Genomic DNA, 16,004 nt, shown 5'->3' with positions numbered 1-16,004 from the left:
AAATAGATGTTAACTTAAAGAAACACTCTAAATTCAGCACGGAATAATTATTCTAGAGTGTTTTCTTTAGACAGTAACTCAAGAATTCACTGTTTTTTATTGTAGTTTTGTAGCAAAATAAACAGAATGTTATCCATACTGATACCCACATACAACCTGTCATGCGTAGAACTGGCAAAAGAACTACATTGCCAGGCTACATCCGCGGGCATCCTTTTCGAGATGCTTGTGGCAGATGATTGCTCTGTGGTAGATGCAGCAAGGGTAGCAAACCAGCAAATAGCCGAGTTAAGCAATGCTCGTTTCATAGAGATGAAAGAGAATATGGGACCGGCAAAGTTACGTAACTACCTGGCACGGCAAGCACGCTATAAATATCTGCTTTTTGTTGATTCGGATACCTTTCCTGTAAGCACAAACTTCATCAAAGCATACCTCGAAGCTACAACAGAGAATAGTGTAGTTTATGGAGGCTTTGTTTATAAACGCGAACTACCGCCAGCAGAATATTTGCTACGATACTATTATGGTATTCATGTAGAAGAGCGTTCGTTGCAGGAGCGACTGCGACGGCCATACCACAGCTTTATCACGATGTGTTTTCTCATTCCACGTGTAGTGTTTCTGCAGGTACTGTTCGACGAAAGCTTCCATTTGGGCTATGAAGATAGTTTGTTTGGTATGCGCTTGCAACAGCAAAATATCCCCGTTGTACATATAGATAATCCTGTTTATCACAATCACTCGTGCAATAATGAAGTTTTTTTATTTAAGACGAGGCGGGCAGTACAGAATCTTGTTGGACATGAAGAAGAGATGCGTTCTATGGTTCGACTACTGAAAATCTATCATACCATCAAGTGTATGAGGTTGGTGAAACCTGTAGCATGGTTTTTTGCAATGACTCAAAAAAGCATCGAAAAGAACCTTTGTGGTACTTCTCCTTCACTTAAATTATTTGCTTTTTATAAATTGGCTTATCTTTGCAGCCTGAAAACAACAAAATTACCGTAAATAGAGCCATGCCTACATTTATTCAGATAATAGAATTTCTCGGAACGTTTGCTTTCGCAACCAGTGGTATTCGTCTTGCTTCGGCAAAGAATTTCGATTGGTTTGGCGCTTACGTAGTAGGACTTGCCACAGCAATTGGTGGCGGTACTGTTAGAGATTTATTGTTGGATGTAACCCCTTTTTGGATGACTGCACCAATCTTTCTTATCTGCTCGGGGCTTGCGTTGCTTTGGGTAATACTGTTCAGTAAATCATTAGTACACTTGAACAACACCTTCTTTATGTTCGACACTATTGGGCTTGCACTATTTACCGTTGTAGGGGTAGAAAAGACGCTTGCTTTAGGCTATCCTTTTTGGATTGCTATTATTATGGGGGGCATTACCGGTTCGGCAGGAGGGGTGCTTCGTGATATACTCATCAACGAAATACCACTTATATTCCGTAAAGAGATATATGCTTTGGCTTGTGTGATAGGTGGAATCGTTTATTGGGGATGCAGCATGTTTGGATTCAACTTGTTGGTTGTACAAATACTCAGTGGAGCATCTGTGCTTGTTGTGCGTTTGTTTGCTGTTAAGTTTCAACTTGGCTTGCCCAAACTTAACGGAGAATAATTTCTTTTCGAACTCTTATCTCTGATTTCACTTTCTTTTCCCACTGTTTTCTTAACACAAAAACACTCAAAAAAATAGGCTCAAGTCGAAATCTTTTTTGGTGCTTGTCCTCTCTTTACATTTCTGCTTATTCCCCCAAAAAACAACGTGCACTAAGACGCTTCTGAGAGGGGTATTTCAGCCCCAAATACTTGACGCGTCAACTCTTTATACTTGACGCTTCAAGTATTTGGAGCACACGGCTATACTATTTAATGATCCGAAAATTAGCCGTGAGTGTATACATATAGTCTACGTCCAATTAGATTTAAACGAACCAATAATTGAAATTGTTTTTGCAAGCTGTTTCATTTTTGTAACATCAAATTGTTCTAAAACTCTTGAATATTCTTATCAAACAGTCTAAAACACCTTCTAAAAAACAAAACCTCTTCTTTTTTATTAACTTCAAGTCATTATAAAACTATCAATTGCTTCAAATTTAATAAGCAATAAAAACAAAACCAGAATTATGAAAGTAAACTTAAGTTTTAGAAAAGAGCTTATTAGCATACAAAATGAGTTACATCGATTTGCACTGAAATTGACGTCAAATACAGAAGAGGCAGATGATTTGTTGCAAGAAACGATACTCAAGGCTTTAGATAATGAAGATAAATATACCCCCGAAACGAACCTTAAGGGGTGGGTATACACAATTATGAAGAATCTTTTTATAAACAACTATCGCAGAATTGTACGCAAACAGTTGTATGCTAAACAAACAGAGATTATATACAGCAATTCCCTGCAGGTCTCGGGCAAAGATGATACGGAAACATACTGCGATCTAAAGGAAATATATCAAGCAGTCAACACTTTACCTCTAGAATACAGACTGCCTTTTTCTATGTACATTTCGGGTTTCAAATACTGCGAAATCTCCGAGAAATTGGGACTTCCGTTGGGCACTGTTAAAAGTCGCATATTTTCTACCCGGCAAAAGTTGCAAAAAAAGCTAGTAGACTTCATTGCATAATTCATTCCCCTAATAGTATTCTTCTTTATAAAAATATTACTCTACAAAAATTTGTAATTGTAGAGTAATGATGACTACCTTATTGTCTTTTTCGAATACTTTGAATAAAAAAGGAAGTGTTTATTTATAGATTGAAAATAATTCGCTTGATTATGTTTCAAATATAAATGAAAGCGGCAAATAGGGGTATTTATGGCTTCTTATGCACTGCTGGAAAACATGATATTAAACATACTATTTGTAGTTCTTTTAATAAAGAAAAATTTCTTTAATTCAAAAAACACTCTCTATATTTGTAGTGTAAAAACCGTATCTAAATACATTATTAAATCTATGAAGGAAATTAAGTTTAGTCTCGTATATCGAGACATGTGGCAATCGTCGGGTAAATACCAACCACGATTAGATCAGTTGGAGCGCATTGCGCCGCTAATTATTGAAATGGGATGTTTCGCACGAGTAGAAACAAACGGTGGCGCTTTTGAACAGGTAAACCTCCTGTATGGAGAAAATCCCAACAAAGCCGTTCGCGCTTTTACCAAGCCTTTCAATGATGTAGGAATCAAAACACACATGTTAGACAGAGGGTTGAACGGGCTACGTATGTTTCCTGTTCCTGCCGATGTGCGTAAGTTGATGTATAAGGTAAAGCATGCTCAAGGGGTAGACATTACCCGTATTTTCTGCGGATTGAACGATGTACGAAATATAATTCCATCTATTAAATACGCATTAGAAGCGGGAATGACACCACAAGGCACTCTTTGTATTACCTATTCGCCTATTCATACGGTAGAGTACTATGCCGCTATAGCCGATCAGTTAATTGAAGCTGGTGCTACGGAAATTTGTTTGAAAGATATGGCTGGTATTGGTCGTCCGGGTATGCTTGGAAGATTAACCAAAGCTATCAAAGATAAGCATCCTGAAATTATATTGCAATATCATGGACACTCAGGGCCAGGCTTGTCTATGGCATCTATCCTTGAGGTTTGCGAAAACGGTGCAGATATTATTGATGTGGCTATGGAACCAATCTCATGGGGCAAGGTGCACCCGGATGTAATTTCAGTGCAAGCAATGCTAAAGGATAAAGGGTTTAAAGTTCCGGAAATCAACATGAAAGCATACATGAAAGCACGTGCAATGACGCAAGAATTTATCGACGACTTCTTGGGCTTCTTTATGGATGATACCAATAAATATATGTCTTCCTTGCTACTGAAGTCAGGGCTTCCCGGTGGTATGATGGGATCAATGATGGCAGATTTGAAAGGTGTACATTCGGGTATCAACATGTACCTTAATTCAAATGGAAAGCAAGAGTTGAGTATTGACGATTTGCTATTGATGCTGTTTGATGAAGTGGAGTATGTATGGCCAAAATTGGGTTACCCACCATTGGTAACACCTTTCAGTCAATATGTGAAGAACGTGGCGCTGATGAATGTAATGGCAATGGTCAAAGGCGAAGAACGCTGGAACATGATAGACTCGCATACATGGGATATGATTTTAGGTAAAAGCGGTAAGCTTCCCGGCGAGTTATCCTCCGAAATTGTTGAGTTGGCCAATTCAAAAGGATTAAACTTTACCGATGCCGATCCACAACAAAACTATCCGGATAAGTTGGACGAATACCGCAAGGAAATGGAAGAAAAAGGTTGGGATGTTGGCGAAGACGATGAAGAATTGTTTGAACTGGCTATGCACGACCGTCAGTATCGTGATTATAAATCGGGTGTTGCCAAAAAACGTTTTGAAGAAGAACTGGAACGTGCGCAAAACGCATCTTTATCTACTAAAGGCTTCAAAGAAGAAGATATCAAGAAACTGAAACGAGCCAAAGCCGAACCTATCGTAGCTCGCGAAAAGGGTAGGGTGTATTGGGAATATGACATCACAGCTGCCTCTATGCCGCCCGAAATTGGTCATAAATTCTTTGAAGACGATACTTTCTGTTACATTGCTACACCGTGGAATACCATTGATAAAGTACCGGCTAAGTTTAATGGACGTATCATTGAAGTATGTGCTAAACAAGGTGAGATTGTGAACAAAGGCGACATACTTGCTTATATTGAAAGGATACACGAGGTTGCATAACTAACCTCAGGTTTTTTTAATAATAGTGTAGGGTTACGTGGTGGTCTATTTAAAAAGGACTTCCGCGTAACCTATTAATTTATCATAGCGTTCGCCAAATGGGCGATGATATACCAATACACGGTATTCATTCTCTGTTTGGTAATAATTCCCTTCGAGCAAAGCGGTGTTACCTTTGCAATCACCATCAGGAAGATAAATGTATTGATAGTTATAGGCTCCTTGTTTCAGAAGCTGAACCGTTTCGTATTGTTCTAGCTCAATATTATAATTTAGTTGGTATTGCGGTATAAATTGATTATGCGTAAAGCTACCTTCCAAATAGATCTTCCCTTGTGATAACACACGTTCACGCCATGGTAGCGCAAAATGCACTTGGAAGTAATCGGCTTCCGTGTCACTATCATGAGCTTCGGAATTTCGGATTAAGAACCTTCCGTTTTGATCTTGGTCGAAGATATAATTGTCATTACGCTTTTCGCTCGGATAAAGAAAAACGTTATAATGAGGATTGAGGTAGCTTATGCTTTCTACGCCTTGCGACAAATAGCGTGTGCTGACAAATTCCATGCGACGATATTCATTACCTGCTGGAAAAATCAATTCGTTTTTGTGTTCATAGCGTAGCTCATTTCCGCCAATAAAGCTAGGCGTTATATTCGTTACCATATTATCCGTGCGATTGTTCTGTAACACTTGCACTTGCACTTCATCACGTGGATTGCGTATTTGGTAGCCACTGTGATCTACACGAAAACTAACTTGTTGATGTACAGTGTTTCTATCTATATCAGTATCTGAACTAACATCTATCGAAATGCTTGATTTCTTTTCAAACACACGAAAACAGGTGCTAAGAACGGGTTTGTTTTTATCTCCCTCCTCATAGAAGGTTACTACGTAATTGCCCGAAATCTTAAAGTGTACATATTCATTCGGTAGTCGTAGCTTATAGTGTGTATAATCTACAGTTGTGGCACGCGAATATTCATAATCTTCCACCGGGTTATCATTAAATCCTTCTAAGAATTGAATGTCTTGTACATTCGAGGCACTCCAATCAGCGTTGTGATGTGTAATAACATAGGTGTATCTTCGATAATCGTGCGAAAGTAAGTCGAAAGAAACATCTACAAAATCATCTGTTCCCAGCTCTAATACAGGAAAGGCATCGAATGTTTCGTTCTTCACCACTTGTACAGTTCGTATATCCGAAGAAAAAACCTTGGTTTGTTGTCCCCAAAGAGACAACAAACCAAGGCTAAATAAGATAACACACAAATACCTCATGTGTTTATGCATTTTTATTAATTAGTTAGAAGCTGCTTGTGCATCTTTAATCATTTGTTCACTAGCGTACAAAAATACTTCAACACGACGGTTTTGAGCTGCACTCAATGATTCGTCATATTGGTCATAAGCTACACCTTCTACGTGTTTGAATTGGTTGATACCTACACCACAACTTTGCAAGTAGTTGCGTACAGATTGTGCACGTTGAGTAGATACACGTTGGTTAACTTCGTATGTACCTGTTTTGTCGGTATGGCCTATCACATCAATGTCCAAGGTTGCGTCGCTCTTCAATACATTGGCAAATTGACGTAATGCACTCTTGGAGTTTTCGCTCAAAGTAGAAGAGTTCAATCCAAACAAGATACCCGAGTCGAATGTAACTTTTACAGCATCCAAACCGTTTACGTCTACAACTTTCTCTACATTGGCACCTTCAATGGCAGCAGCTTCGGCGGCTTTCTTATCCATTTTGTTTCCAATAATAGCACCGGTACCAGCACCTACTGCTGTTCCTACCGCAGCACCAATAGCAGCACCTTTTCCTTTACCAAAAATACCGCCTACAATTGCTCCAAGAGCAGCTCCAGAGCCAGCACCAATAGCTGTTCCTTTTACTGTGTTGCTTGAATTACACCCTCCTAATCCTAAGGAGATTACCATCGCCATGCTCAAAAATAGAGCTGTAAATTTGATTTTTTTCATCAGTTAATGTTTTTAAAAGTGAGTTTTGTAATGCTTTAAAACAATGCAAAAGTAGTTTTTGATTTCCAAATATGGACCTTTTTATGTTAAAAATTTATATAATGCGGGTATGAGTGCCCTGAGAGCGGGATAATATCTCTTCTTCCATTTTTATATAAGTTGGTTTTTGTCTAATTAGTAAATATTGTTTATATCCCCAAAACATCTTGCAAACCGCCACTTACAAATGCAGCATTTGTTGTGATCGAAATACTGCATTTCGATTAAGTGGTTTGCTGCATTTCGAAGTCATCAAATGCTGCATTTACAAAAACCCCCTTACAATACCTTCTAGATGGGGTTATTTGTAAATAAATTGCAATTTCAGCAAGTTTGTTTTACAATAATAATTAAGATAATAGTTTACATAATTGCTGAAAATTGATAATTCAGAAGCAAGGATACGGATGTTTCTCATTTCACTTCTTACTATATTCTGCATTATATCTGAATGTGTTTCTTTCTAAATGTCGTATCTTTAGCTCCGAAAGTAAAAAACAGTTTCTTATATGGAAAAAATTCTGTTACATACTTGTTGTGCTCCTTGCTCATCGGCTATAATTGAGTGGATGTTGCACAATGAATATCATCCGGTTATCTTCTACTACAACCCCAACATTTATCCTCTTGCAGAATATGAGATCCGTAAAGGGGAGTGTACGCGTTATGCAAAATCACTTGGTCTTGATATTATCGATGGTGATTATAATCATCAAGCATGGATGTCTTGTATTGCAGGTTTAGAGGCTGAACCCGAAAGAGGTACTCGCTGCTTGGAATGTTTTAAAATGCGGTTACTCGTTTCGGCAGGAAAGGCAAAAGAGCTGGGTATTGAAAGGTTTACGACAACATTGGCATCTTCTCGGTGGAAAAACCTAAATCAAATAACCGAAGCGGGTATATGGGCGGCTACACAAGTTCCCGAAACAGTTCTTTGGGAAAAGAATTGGCGAAAAGGCGGACTATACGAACGACGCAATATACTGCTTAAAGAACATAATTTTTATAATCAACAATACTGCGGATGCGAATTTAGTATGGGCAGTAAAAACACCTTGAAAACGAAATGAATATATTATTAAACCTTTTGTGGCTGATTTTTGGCGGATTGATAACTTGCATAGAATATATCATAGCCAGTTTATTAATGATGATTACTATTATTGGTATACCGTTTGGTATACAAACAATGAAATTAGCAGGATTAGCACTACTACCTTTTGGCAAAGAAGTACGTACATCTCCTTCTTCCGGTGGTTGTCTTAGCGTGTTGATGAATGTGTTATGGTTACTACTAGGTGGTTTAGGAATTGCAATATCCCACCTCTTGTTTGGTCTCTTTCTTTGTATAACAATAATAGGTATTCCTTTTGGTCGTCAGCATTTTAAGCTTGCCGCATTGGCACTAACTCCATTTGGGAAAGAAGTTGTAAGCAAGTAACTAGGTAAACAAGTTCGCTATCGGAAAGAAATCGTAAACACACTTCCTTTATTTACTTCCGACTGTGCACGAATTCGGCTATTGTGTAATGCCAAAATTTGTTTGCATAAGCTCAAACCTATACCAGAGCCGGATGCTTTTGTTGTATAAAACGGAATAAAAATCTTGTCGAGCACTTCGGGTAAAATTCCCTCCCCGTTATCTTCTACACTTAGTTCCACTTGCTTCTTATCCTGAAGATAAACAGCTTTGATTACTATATGTGGATCTGTATTTGTGGCACAAGCTTCTTTGGCGTTTCTTATCAGGTTGATAAGTACTTGCTCTATCTGTGTGCGGTCAATCTCTAAGTTTTTGTCGATTGCTAAAGGAATAATCTCAATAGCAGAATCGGAATATAGTTTCTTGATATCGGCAAGCAATCCATTGACAGAAACAACAGTTAGCTGCGGTTGTGGAATGCGCGTAAGGCGGCGATAGTTTTCTACAAAGCTCAGTAATCCTTTACTGCGGCGGTGAATCGTTTGCATGGCTTGCAACATCACTGCATAATCTTTTTCCACAACACTTTCGGATAATTCTCGTTCGCTAAGTGTTTCTGACAGTGAGATGATGGGGGTGATAGAATTCATTATCTCGTGTGTTAGTACACGAATTAGTTTTTGCCATGCCTCCATTTCATTACGTTCCAACACAGATTGAATATCCTTTAAGCTAATTAAAAGCTTTTCGACCCCTTGCGCAATAAAGCTGGTCGAAGAAACAGTAATTTCTTGTATGGTACCATTCTTTGTGTGAGTAATAATCTGCGAGTTGCTTTTTATTGCATCTAAAATATCCTGAGGTATCTGTTTACTAGTCGAAAATAGTGATATAGCCGTTTGGTTCATCCATTCGATATTCCCTTCTTTATCAATAACAAGTAGGGCGGTATCTACTTTACCGAGCAGATTTTCGTAATACTGCTGCTTGACTTCCTCGTCCAACATGCGATTGCGAAATATTTTCAATACACTGGAGAATTCTTCGGATACCTCCTGAATCACTTTGTTTTTTACTTGTACAGGAAAACTTTGCGATGTGTCATCAAAACGTATGCTGTCCGTTAGACGATAAACCATGCGAAGGTATTTCATTTGCATCGTGTAAAGGTGCGTGCCGGTGGCAGTTAGTAGCAGACAAACCAGCAACAAACTAAACCACAATTGTGCTTCGTATAGTTTATACGCAAGTACTGACAAACCAGCAATTGCAATAATATGCAAGGCTACATAAAGTGAGTAACGTTTCATAGATTAAACTTTTCTAATTTGCGATATAGGGCAAAACGGGTTATCCCAAGTTGTTCGGCTGCTTTACTAATGTTTCCATCAGTTAAGCGCATAGCGCGTTCAATGGCGTGTTTCTCCAATTGTTCTAAGTTCAATACTTCATCCTCTTTGCGATTACGCTGCGGCGTATGAAAAAAGAAGTGTTCGGGACGAAGCAGTGAGCCATCACTCAAAATAACGGTTCGTTCAATGATGTGTTGTAGCTCTCGCACATTGCCTGGCCAAGAGTATTTCAGCAACTTGGCTTTGGCTTCACGCGTAAATCCACGCATCTCCTTTTTGTATTTATGCGCATATAGTTTCAAGAAATGCTCGGCAAGCAAGAGTATGTCATTACCTCGTTCGCGTAGTGGTGGAATTTGTATTTCGATTGTGTTTATGCGGTAGAGTAGGTCTTGACGGAACTGCTCTTCTTCTACCATTTGGTGGATATCTACATTGGTAGCGCAAATTAATCGTACGTCAATAGGTTGTGTTTGTGTACTTCCCAACCGTGTGATTTGTCGTTTTTCAATAGCAGTAAGTAGCTTGGCTTGCATAGGAAGAGAAAGATTACCTATTTCATCTAGAAAGAGAGTACCTCCTGTTGCAACTTCCATACGTCCCGATTTTGTTTTACGAGCATCGGTAAATGCTCCTTTCTCGTAACCGAAGAGTTCACTTTCGAAGAGTTGCTCTGGGATGCTGCCAAGATCAATGGTAATAAATGGCTTCATCGAACGTGGGGAATAGCGGTGAAGCATGCGGGCTATAACATCTTTACCGGTACCGTTTTCGCCAAGGATAAGGATGTTTGTATCGGTATTAGTTAGTTTTTCTACTGTGCTGAACACTTCTTTCATAACAGGTGATTCGCCAATAATCATTTGCTCCTTGTTATCGTCACTTAAGAGTTCTACTTGTTCTTTCAATACATTAATTTCCTGTTGAGACTTGCGCAGTTTCAAACTAGAAGAAAGGGTAGCAAGTAATTTTTCTTTCTCCCACGGTTTGGAGATAAAGTCAGTTGCACCTGCTTTAATTGCTCGTACAGCTTTATCGGTGTCGGCGTAGGCAGTCATGAAAATGACAATAGCCTGCGGATCTATACTTAGGATTTTTTCTAAACATTCAAATCCTTCTTGTCCACTGATAGCATCCCGGCTAAAGTTCATATCTAACAAGATAATATCGGGGTTGTACATGGATAAGAAAGGAGATATCTTTTCGGGCGTAGTAGCTACGATTATTTTCTCAAAGTGAGGTTCTAATAGTAAGTTGAGAGCAAAGAGTACATCTTTGTTGTCGTCAATAATAAGAATTTTACCTTGTTTATTCATCTTTATATGCGGTAGTTGCTTTTAGTACCGCGACAAATATAAACATAAAGGTAATGTGTTGTATGTGCGTAAACGCACAAATTAATCTTCTGTCGGAATCGTAAACCAGAATTCACTTCCTTTACCCAATTCAGAAGTAACGCCTATGTCACCACCAAACTGCTTTGCAATAGCCTGACAGATAGAGAGCCCTAATCCGGTTCCTTTCACGAAAGCATCTAATTTCACAAAACGATCAAATACTTTTTTCTGTCCTTCTTCCGAAATTCCCGAACCGGTATCGCGCACATAGAAGCGTAAGAATTTACCTGTTACTTCATATCCCATAGTGATGCTACCTTTTTTGGGTGAATTTGAGTGCATTGTTCAGGAAGTTTGTTATTACTTGTGACAAACGGTTGCGCTCTGTGTTCATCACCAAGCTATCTTGTGGAATGTTACAAATCAGCTCTACGCCTTCTGGCATCTTCACCTGATATGCCATTTCTAGTTGGCGTAGTAACTCGGAAATATCTGTTTCTTGGAAATTAAACTGCATCTGGTTGGTCTCGATATTAGATATATCAAGAATATCATTAATGAGTTGTAATAGCAACTCATTATTTACTGCAATAATATGGTTGTATTCTTCTGCTTCTTCGGGTGTTTCGGCAAGAGGTAACATTTGCGAGAACCCTACAATCGCATTAAGTGGTGTGCGAATCTCATGACTCATGTTAGCAAGAAACGCACTCTTGATACGGTCATTTTCTTCCGCTTTGATACGTAAATTAATTAGTTCCTGTTCGCGTTTTACATCTTTTGTGATGATGCGAAGTACTCCGAATACTTTTTTTGCGATACTATTCTTGTTGCCTTTAAGTACTTGCCCCACAACATGTACCCATTCTACAGTATTGGTAGTCGGAATCTTTATTTTTATTTTTATGTCAACATTTTCTTGCTCACCTTTTCGAATAGCTTTCATATTCTCAGATACTACAGAGTGGTATTCGGGTAGGATGAAATCCTTCATATATTGCTCCATCGTTTGTGTAGCGTTCTCTGAAAGTGGAATAAAACCTGGTGAGTAGAATCTGTTTTCATCCAAAAAGATTTCCCAAGGTATGATATTTGATGCTTCTAATGAGAATTCTAACATCTCTTTTGTTTCCTTGAGCTTAGCTTCCTGAGCCAGTTTCTCAGAGATAACCTGTATAATACCACCTATTTTGGTGATTTTACCACTTCCTGTTGCTTCTACAGCTGCTCCGGTAAAGTCTATCCATTCATACTCGCTGGCATTTGTTCTTCTTGATCGGAACCGTAAGTTGAAGGTTTTTCCCTCAATATACCCGGCATCAATATAAGCTTGAAATTCGCTGCTGAAGTAGGCTTGATCGTCAGGATGCGTAATCTCTTCAATATATTGCTTAAGAGAGAAATTAGGCGCGTTTTTATCCTCAGCATCGTGCGACAAAACAAACCGTTGCTCCTCAACTATGTATAATAACATGTATACAGATAGCTTGGAGAGTGTTTGTTCGTAGAATTCAATGTGTGAGGTTAGTTTTGCTTCACGGTTTCTTTCTTCGGTTATAATCCAAAATAATTTCAATATTTTAAGAGGGTTACCTTCTTTATCGCGTTGCGAAACAATAAATGTGGTATCAAACCATTCGTATTCTGTACTTGTATGGGGCATAAAACGATAACACACCTTCATGTCATCTGCCTTATTCGCTTTAGCATCAATTAAAAATTGTGCGGGAGTTTGCCAGTCGTCCGGATGCATGCGGTCTAAATATTGTTGCCAGTTGAAGTCGGCAGGAGCACACATCTCATCAGGTAGGTAATTGAAACAATCTTTTACAACGTCATATTCCAAGAAGCCAAGCTTTGGTGATTTGGCAAATACTTCTAAAGATAGGTATCCATCGTCAACCTCTTCGATAAGATTTGGGATAGAAACTTGCTGGTTATTTCGTTGTGGCTTTGAGTTACATTTATTTAGGTTGTTCCAAAAATAAAAACATGCAGCAGCCAGCGCAACAACTAAGAGAAGTAAGATAACAATAACTACAGAATAATATTCCATGTGTTTTCAATCGAAAGGTGGTTTTACTAAACGGCACAAATATATACAAAAAAATAAAATAATTGATACAAGAAGAAGAAAAATATACACATAGACTCATACACTCATAATCAACGTCATAATAATACGGTATAAATTCTCGTTCTTTCTGCTTCAATGAGCATATAAAATGTTCGTTATCGCACTCGTTTTGTGCTAATATGCACAGGGTTTTTCTTTTATGTATTCTGTAATTTGTTGATAGCTAATTGTTTATTCATTTGGCATGTGTTTTGATTGGTATTCAGCATAGGAATCAAAAAAACTACCTGAATGATACGATACATAACATCCATGTTTATTCTAAGTGCAACGTTAATTTGTGCGCAATCGCCTACTAATGAACTAACACTGGAAAATACCATACAGCAGGCTAAGAGAACATCGCCCGATGCACAAACTGCAAGGCATAGTTTTCGCTCCGAATACTGGAACTACAAATACTTCCAAGCCAACTACTTACCTTCGCTCACGCTTTCTTCCGATCCATATCTCAATCGTGCTATTAATAAGGTAACAATGAGTGACGGAACCGTAAAGTTCGTAGAACAAAACTTGCTAAGTACGGATTTGGCACTAACGCTTACACAAAATATTCTGTGGACGGGTGGTAGCTTATTTGTCGAAACAGATGTACAACGCATGGATATGCTTAATGATAAAGTAACCTCTTGGCAAACGTCGCCCATAACCGTGGGTTACCGACAGTCATTATTTGGATATAATAGTCTGAAATGGGACAAGCGTATTGAACCCATTCGTTACCGCGAAGCGCGCAAAAATTATGTAGAAACTCTCGAATTGGTTGCGGCACGTGCAACCAATATGTTCTTTGCACTTGCTGTTGCACAGAGTAACTATGATATTGCCTCCTTTAATTATGCTACCGCAGATACACTTTATCGCTTTGCCCAAGGTAGATATAGTATTGGGACTATTACCGAGAACGAAATGTTACAACTCGAAATCAACAAACTAACCGAAGAAACCAAGCAAATAAATGCCCGTATTGAAGTAGATGATTGTATGCAAAATCTGCGATCTTATCTCGGTATACAAGATGATGTTGAGCTGAAAGTGCTTGTCGACGAACAAGTGCCCGATTTCATTGTAAACCTACCCGAAGCTTTGGCATTAGCACGTCAGAACAGTCCTGATATTCTTAATATGCAACGACGAAAACTACAAAGCGAAAGCTCTGTGGCTCAGGCAAAAGCGAATGCCGGACTTAAAGCAGATGTTTATCTTCGTTTCGGGCTTACACAAACAGGTAGCAAACTAAAACAAGCGTATGAAAATCCACTGGAACAACAGTATGTAACACTAGGGTTATCGCTACCTATTTTAGATTGGGGACGTGGAAAAGGGCGGGTACGTGTGGCTCGCTCGCAGCGCGATTTGGTTTACACACAGGTAGACCAAGATAAAACAGATTTTGAACTTAATATCCGTAAACTGGTAAAACAGTTCAACCTGCAAGCACAGCGGGTAAAGATAGCTGCTTGTACAGATGAAACTGCACAGCGTCGCCATGATGTAGCACGACGACTCTATATTTTGGGTAAATCCACCATATTGGATTTGAATGCCTCCATTAGCGAAAAAGATTCTGCTCGCCGTGCTTATATCAACACACTGCACAACTATTGGAGTTTGTATTATACGCTCCGAAGTATCACACTGTATGATTTTGAACACAACACGGAGATTGTTACTAATATAGATGAATTGATTAAATAATAAAATAGAAACAATGGATATTAAACTCGAAAAGAAACCTTGGTACGTTCGATATAAGTACTATTTAGCTGGTGGAACTCTCTTTGCTACATTCCTGATTTATGTAATTGTTCTTTCGGTAGGACCTCGTAGACTCCGCATAGATATAGAAAAATTACAAATCGTAGAGGTGAAGAATGATAAGTTTATGGAGTATGTAGATGTAGAGGGTGTTGTACAACCCATACTAACCATAAGAATAAACAGTCGGGAAACGGGTAGTGTAGAGCGTATTGTGGGCGAGGAGGGAAGCATGTTACGAAAAGGAGACACTATTCTTGTACTTGCTAATCCGGATTTGATTCGCAGCATCGAAGATCAACGCGATGACTGGGAAAAGCAACTCATCACCTACAACGAGAAAGAAATAGAGATGGAGCAGAAAAGCTTGAATCTCAAGCAACAAGCACTGCAAACCGATTATGAGCTGGCGCGTTTGGAGAAGAGTTTCGGACTCGATAAAGAAGAATTTCAAATGGGTATTAAGAGTAAGGCGCAATTAGAAGTTTCGGAAGACGAGTACCAGTATAAATCGCAAAACGCCAAACTACAACGCGAAAGCTTGCGTTATGACTCTGCTGTAACTGTTATTCGTAAAGATCTAATAAAGAACGATATTGAGCGTGAACGTAAAAAATACCTGCGTGCGCAAGAACGTCTGGAGAATATGGTAGTAAAGGCACCCATTGACGGACAACTCAGTTTTGTGAAAGTAACTCCCGGGCAGATGGTTTCATCGGGCGAGAACATTGCAGAGGTAAAGGTGCTCGATCAATTCAAAATACACACCTCGCTAAGCGAATATTACATCGATCGAATCATCAACGGGCTGCCTGCTACCATTACTTATCAGGGACGCAAATTTCCATTAAAAATAACTAAGGTAGTACCTGAGGTAAAAGAGCGTATGTTTGAGGTGGATTTAGTTTTTACCGATGAAATGCCTGATAATGTACGGGTAGGAAAGAATTTTCGGGTACAAATAGAACTGGGGCAACCCGAAGATGCACTTGTTATTCCGCGTGGAAACTTTTATCAATCTACTGGCGGACAATGGATATATAAAGTAAGTGCCGCGAAAACTAAAGCGATAAAAGTTCCCCTTTCTATCGGGAGACAGAACCCGCAACAATACGAAATCATCGATGGTTTGCAGCCGGGAGAATTTGTTATCACTACAGGATATGATACCTTTGGGGAGGCGCAAGAGTTAATATTGAAATAGT

Annotated in this window: 14 protein-coding genes; 8 read left to right on the top strand and 6 right to left on the bottom strand. The window is 38.9% G+C overall.

The features are described 5' to 3' along the window. The first annotated feature begins 126 nt into the window (after nt 1-126). From D0T50_RS11830 to D0T50_RS11815, 4 genes are all read left to right on the top strand, one after another. Nucleotides 127-1,014 carry a glycosyltransferase family 2 protein gene (locus tag D0T50_RS11830; protein ID WP_163223740.1) on the top strand — a complete coding sequence of 296 codons (888 nt, stop codon included), beginning with the start codon at nt 127-129 and terminating at the stop codon, nt 1,012-1,014. An 8-nt stretch (nt 1,015-1,022) separates the two neighbouring features. Continuing rightward, the gene (locus D0T50_RS11825) at nt 1,023-1,631 is read left to right on the top strand and encodes a trimeric intracellular cation channel family protein (protein WP_163223739.1); all 609 of its coding nucleotides are present in this window, start codon (nt 1,023-1,025) and stop codon (nt 1,629-1,631) included. Between the two features lie 511 nt (nt 1,632-2,142). Next, entirely contained in the window at nt 2,143-2,649 is a 507-nt protein-coding gene (locus tag D0T50_RS11820; RefSeq protein WP_163223738.1) for an RNA polymerase sigma factor, read from the top strand. 333 nt (nt 2,650-2,982) lie between these two features. Then, the gene (locus D0T50_RS11815) at nt 2,983-4,755 is read left to right on the top strand and encodes an oxaloacetate decarboxylase (RefSeq protein WP_163223737.1); all 1,773 of its coding nucleotides are present in this window, start codon (nt 2,983-2,985) and stop codon (nt 4,753-4,755) included. 45 nt (nt 4,756-4,800) lie between these two features. On the opposite strand, the gene D0T50_RS11810 is transcribed toward D0T50_RS11815, so the two are convergent. Together D0T50_RS11810 and D0T50_RS11805 are read right to left on the bottom strand one after the other, a co-directional pair. Continuing rightward, nucleotides 4,801-6,045, bottom strand: a complete 1,245-nt coding sequence (locus tag D0T50_RS11810) for a DUF5103 domain-containing protein (RefSeq protein ID WP_163223736.1) — start codon at nt 6,043-6,045, stop codon at nt 4,801-4,803. A 21-nt stretch (nt 6,046-6,066) separates the two neighbouring features. After that, entirely contained in the window at nt 6,067-6,753 is a 687-nt protein-coding gene (locus D0T50_RS11805; protein ID WP_163223735.1) for an OmpA family protein, read from the bottom strand. Nucleotides 6,754-7,301: 548 nt separating this feature from the next. Between D0T50_RS11805 and D0T50_RS11800 the strand changes: the two genes are divergently transcribed. Both D0T50_RS11800 and D0T50_RS11795 read left to right on the top strand, forming a co-directional pair. Then, nucleotides 7,302-7,862, top strand: coding sequence for an epoxyqueuosine reductase QueH (locus D0T50_RS11800; protein ID WP_163223734.1), 561 nt, complete (start codon nt 7,302-7,304; stop codon nt 7,860-7,862). Beyond that, nucleotides 7,859-8,233 (top strand): YccF domain-containing protein, encoded by a 375-nt coding sequence (locus tag D0T50_RS11795; protein ID WP_163223733.1) that lies wholly within the window; start codon nt 7,859-7,861, stop codon nt 8,231-8,233. The genes D0T50_RS11800 and D0T50_RS11795 overlap by 4 nt, the downstream gene beginning before the upstream one ends. Before the next feature lie 17 nt (nt 8,234-8,250). Here D0T50_RS11795 and D0T50_RS11790 read toward each other — a convergent pair whose 3' ends face one another. The 4 genes from D0T50_RS11790 to D0T50_RS13820 all read right to left on the bottom strand — a co-directional run bounded on the left by D0T50_RS11790 (nt 8,251) and on the right by D0T50_RS13820 (nt 12,960). Beyond that, nucleotides 8,251-9,525, bottom strand: coding sequence for a PAS domain-containing sensor histidine kinase (locus D0T50_RS11790; protein WP_163223732.1), 1,275 nt, complete (start codon nt 9,523-9,525; stop codon nt 8,251-8,253). Then, a complete protein-coding gene (locus D0T50_RS11785; protein WP_163223731.1) occupies nt 9,522-10,883 on the bottom strand; it encodes a sigma-54 dependent transcriptional regulator in 1,362 nt (453 codons plus the stop codon). Before D0T50_RS11785 ends, D0T50_RS11790 begins: the two co-directional genes overlap by 4 nt. Before the next feature lie 81 nt (nt 10,884-10,964). Continuing rightward, nucleotides 10,965-11,210, bottom strand: coding sequence for a HAMP domain-containing sensor histidine kinase (locus D0T50_RS13825; RefSeq protein WP_239058262.1), 246 nt, complete (start codon nt 11,208-11,210; stop codon nt 10,965-10,967). 7 nt (nt 11,211-11,217) lie between these two features. After that, nucleotides 11,218-12,960, bottom strand: a complete 1,743-nt coding sequence (locus D0T50_RS13820) for a histidine kinase dimerization/phospho-acceptor domain-containing protein (RefSeq protein ID WP_239058261.1) — start codon at nt 12,958-12,960, stop codon at nt 11,218-11,220. A gap of 312 nt (nt 12,961-13,272) precedes the next feature. Between D0T50_RS13820 and D0T50_RS11775 the strand changes: the two genes are divergently transcribed. Both D0T50_RS11775 and D0T50_RS11770 read left to right on the top strand, forming a co-directional pair. Beyond that, complete coding sequence (locus D0T50_RS11775) at nt 13,273-14,739, top strand: TolC family protein (RefSeq protein ID WP_163223730.1); 1,467 nt, start codon at nt 13,273-13,275, stop codon at nt 14,737-14,739. A gap of 13 nt (nt 14,740-14,752) precedes the next feature. Next, a complete protein-coding gene (locus D0T50_RS11770; RefSeq protein WP_163223729.1) occupies nt 14,753-16,003 on the top strand; it encodes an efflux RND transporter periplasmic adaptor subunit in 1,251 nt (416 codons plus the stop codon). The last annotated feature ends 1 nt before the right edge of the window (nt 16,004 follow it).

This window comes from Bacteroides sp. 214, from assembly GCF_010501015.1.
Taxonomy (GTDB): Bacteria; Bacteroidota; Bacteroidia; order Bacteroidales; family Bacteroidaceae; genus Bacteroides.
Note: the sequence above shows the minus strand (reverse complement) of the source record. Positions and strands in the feature narration are given on the sequence as shown.

Bases quoted from the DNA above. Each gene is read 5' to 3' on its own strand.
- D0T50_RS11775 (WP_163223730.1), top strand. From the start codon at position 13,273: ATGATACGATACATAACATCCATGTTTATTCTAAGTGCAACGTTAATT.
- D0T50_RS11805 (WP_163223735.1), bottom strand. From the start codon at position 6,753: ATGAAAAAAATCAAATTTACAGCTCTATTTTTGAGCATGGCGATGGTA.
- D0T50_RS13820 (WP_239058261.1), bottom strand. From the start codon at position 12,960: ATGGAATATTATTCTGTAGTTATTGTTATCTTACTTCTCTTAGTTGTT.
- D0T50_RS11785 (WP_163223731.1), bottom strand. From the start codon at position 10,883: ATGAATAAACAAGGTAAAATTCTTATTATTGACGACAACAAAGATGTA.
- D0T50_RS11825 (WP_163223739.1), top strand. From the start codon at position 1,023: ATGCCTACATTTATTCAGATAATAGAATTTCTCGGAACGTTTGCTTTC.
- D0T50_RS11790 (WP_163223732.1), bottom strand. From the start codon at position 9,525: ATGAAACGTTACTCACTTTATGTAGCCTTGCATATTATTGCAATTGCT.
- D0T50_RS11795 (WP_163223733.1), top strand. From the start codon at position 7,859: ATGAATATATTATTAAACCTTTTGTGGCTGATTTTTGGCGGATTGATA.
- D0T50_RS13825 (WP_239058262.1), bottom strand. From the start codon at position 11,210: ATGGGATATGAAGTAACAGGTAAATTCTTACGCTTCTATGTGCGCGAT.
- D0T50_RS11830 (WP_163223740.1), top strand. From the start codon at position 127: ATGTTATCCATACTGATACCCACATACAACCTGTCATGCGTAGAACTG.
- D0T50_RS11770 (WP_163223729.1), top strand. From the start codon at position 14,753: ATGGATATTAAACTCGAAAAGAAACCTTGGTACGTTCGATATAAGTAC.
- D0T50_RS11800 (WP_163223734.1), top strand. From the start codon at position 7,302: ATGGAAAAAATTCTGTTACATACTTGTTGTGCTCCTTGCTCATCGGCT.
- D0T50_RS11815 (WP_163223737.1), top strand. From the start codon at position 2,983: ATGAAGGAAATTAAGTTTAGTCTCGTATATCGAGACATGTGGCAATCG.
- D0T50_RS11820 (WP_163223738.1), top strand. From the start codon at position 2,143: ATGAAAGTAAACTTAAGTTTTAGAAAAGAGCTTATTAGCATACAAAAT.
- D0T50_RS11810 (WP_163223736.1), bottom strand. From the start codon at position 6,045: ATGAGGTATTTGTGTGTTATCTTATTTAGCCTTGGTTTGTTGTCTCTT.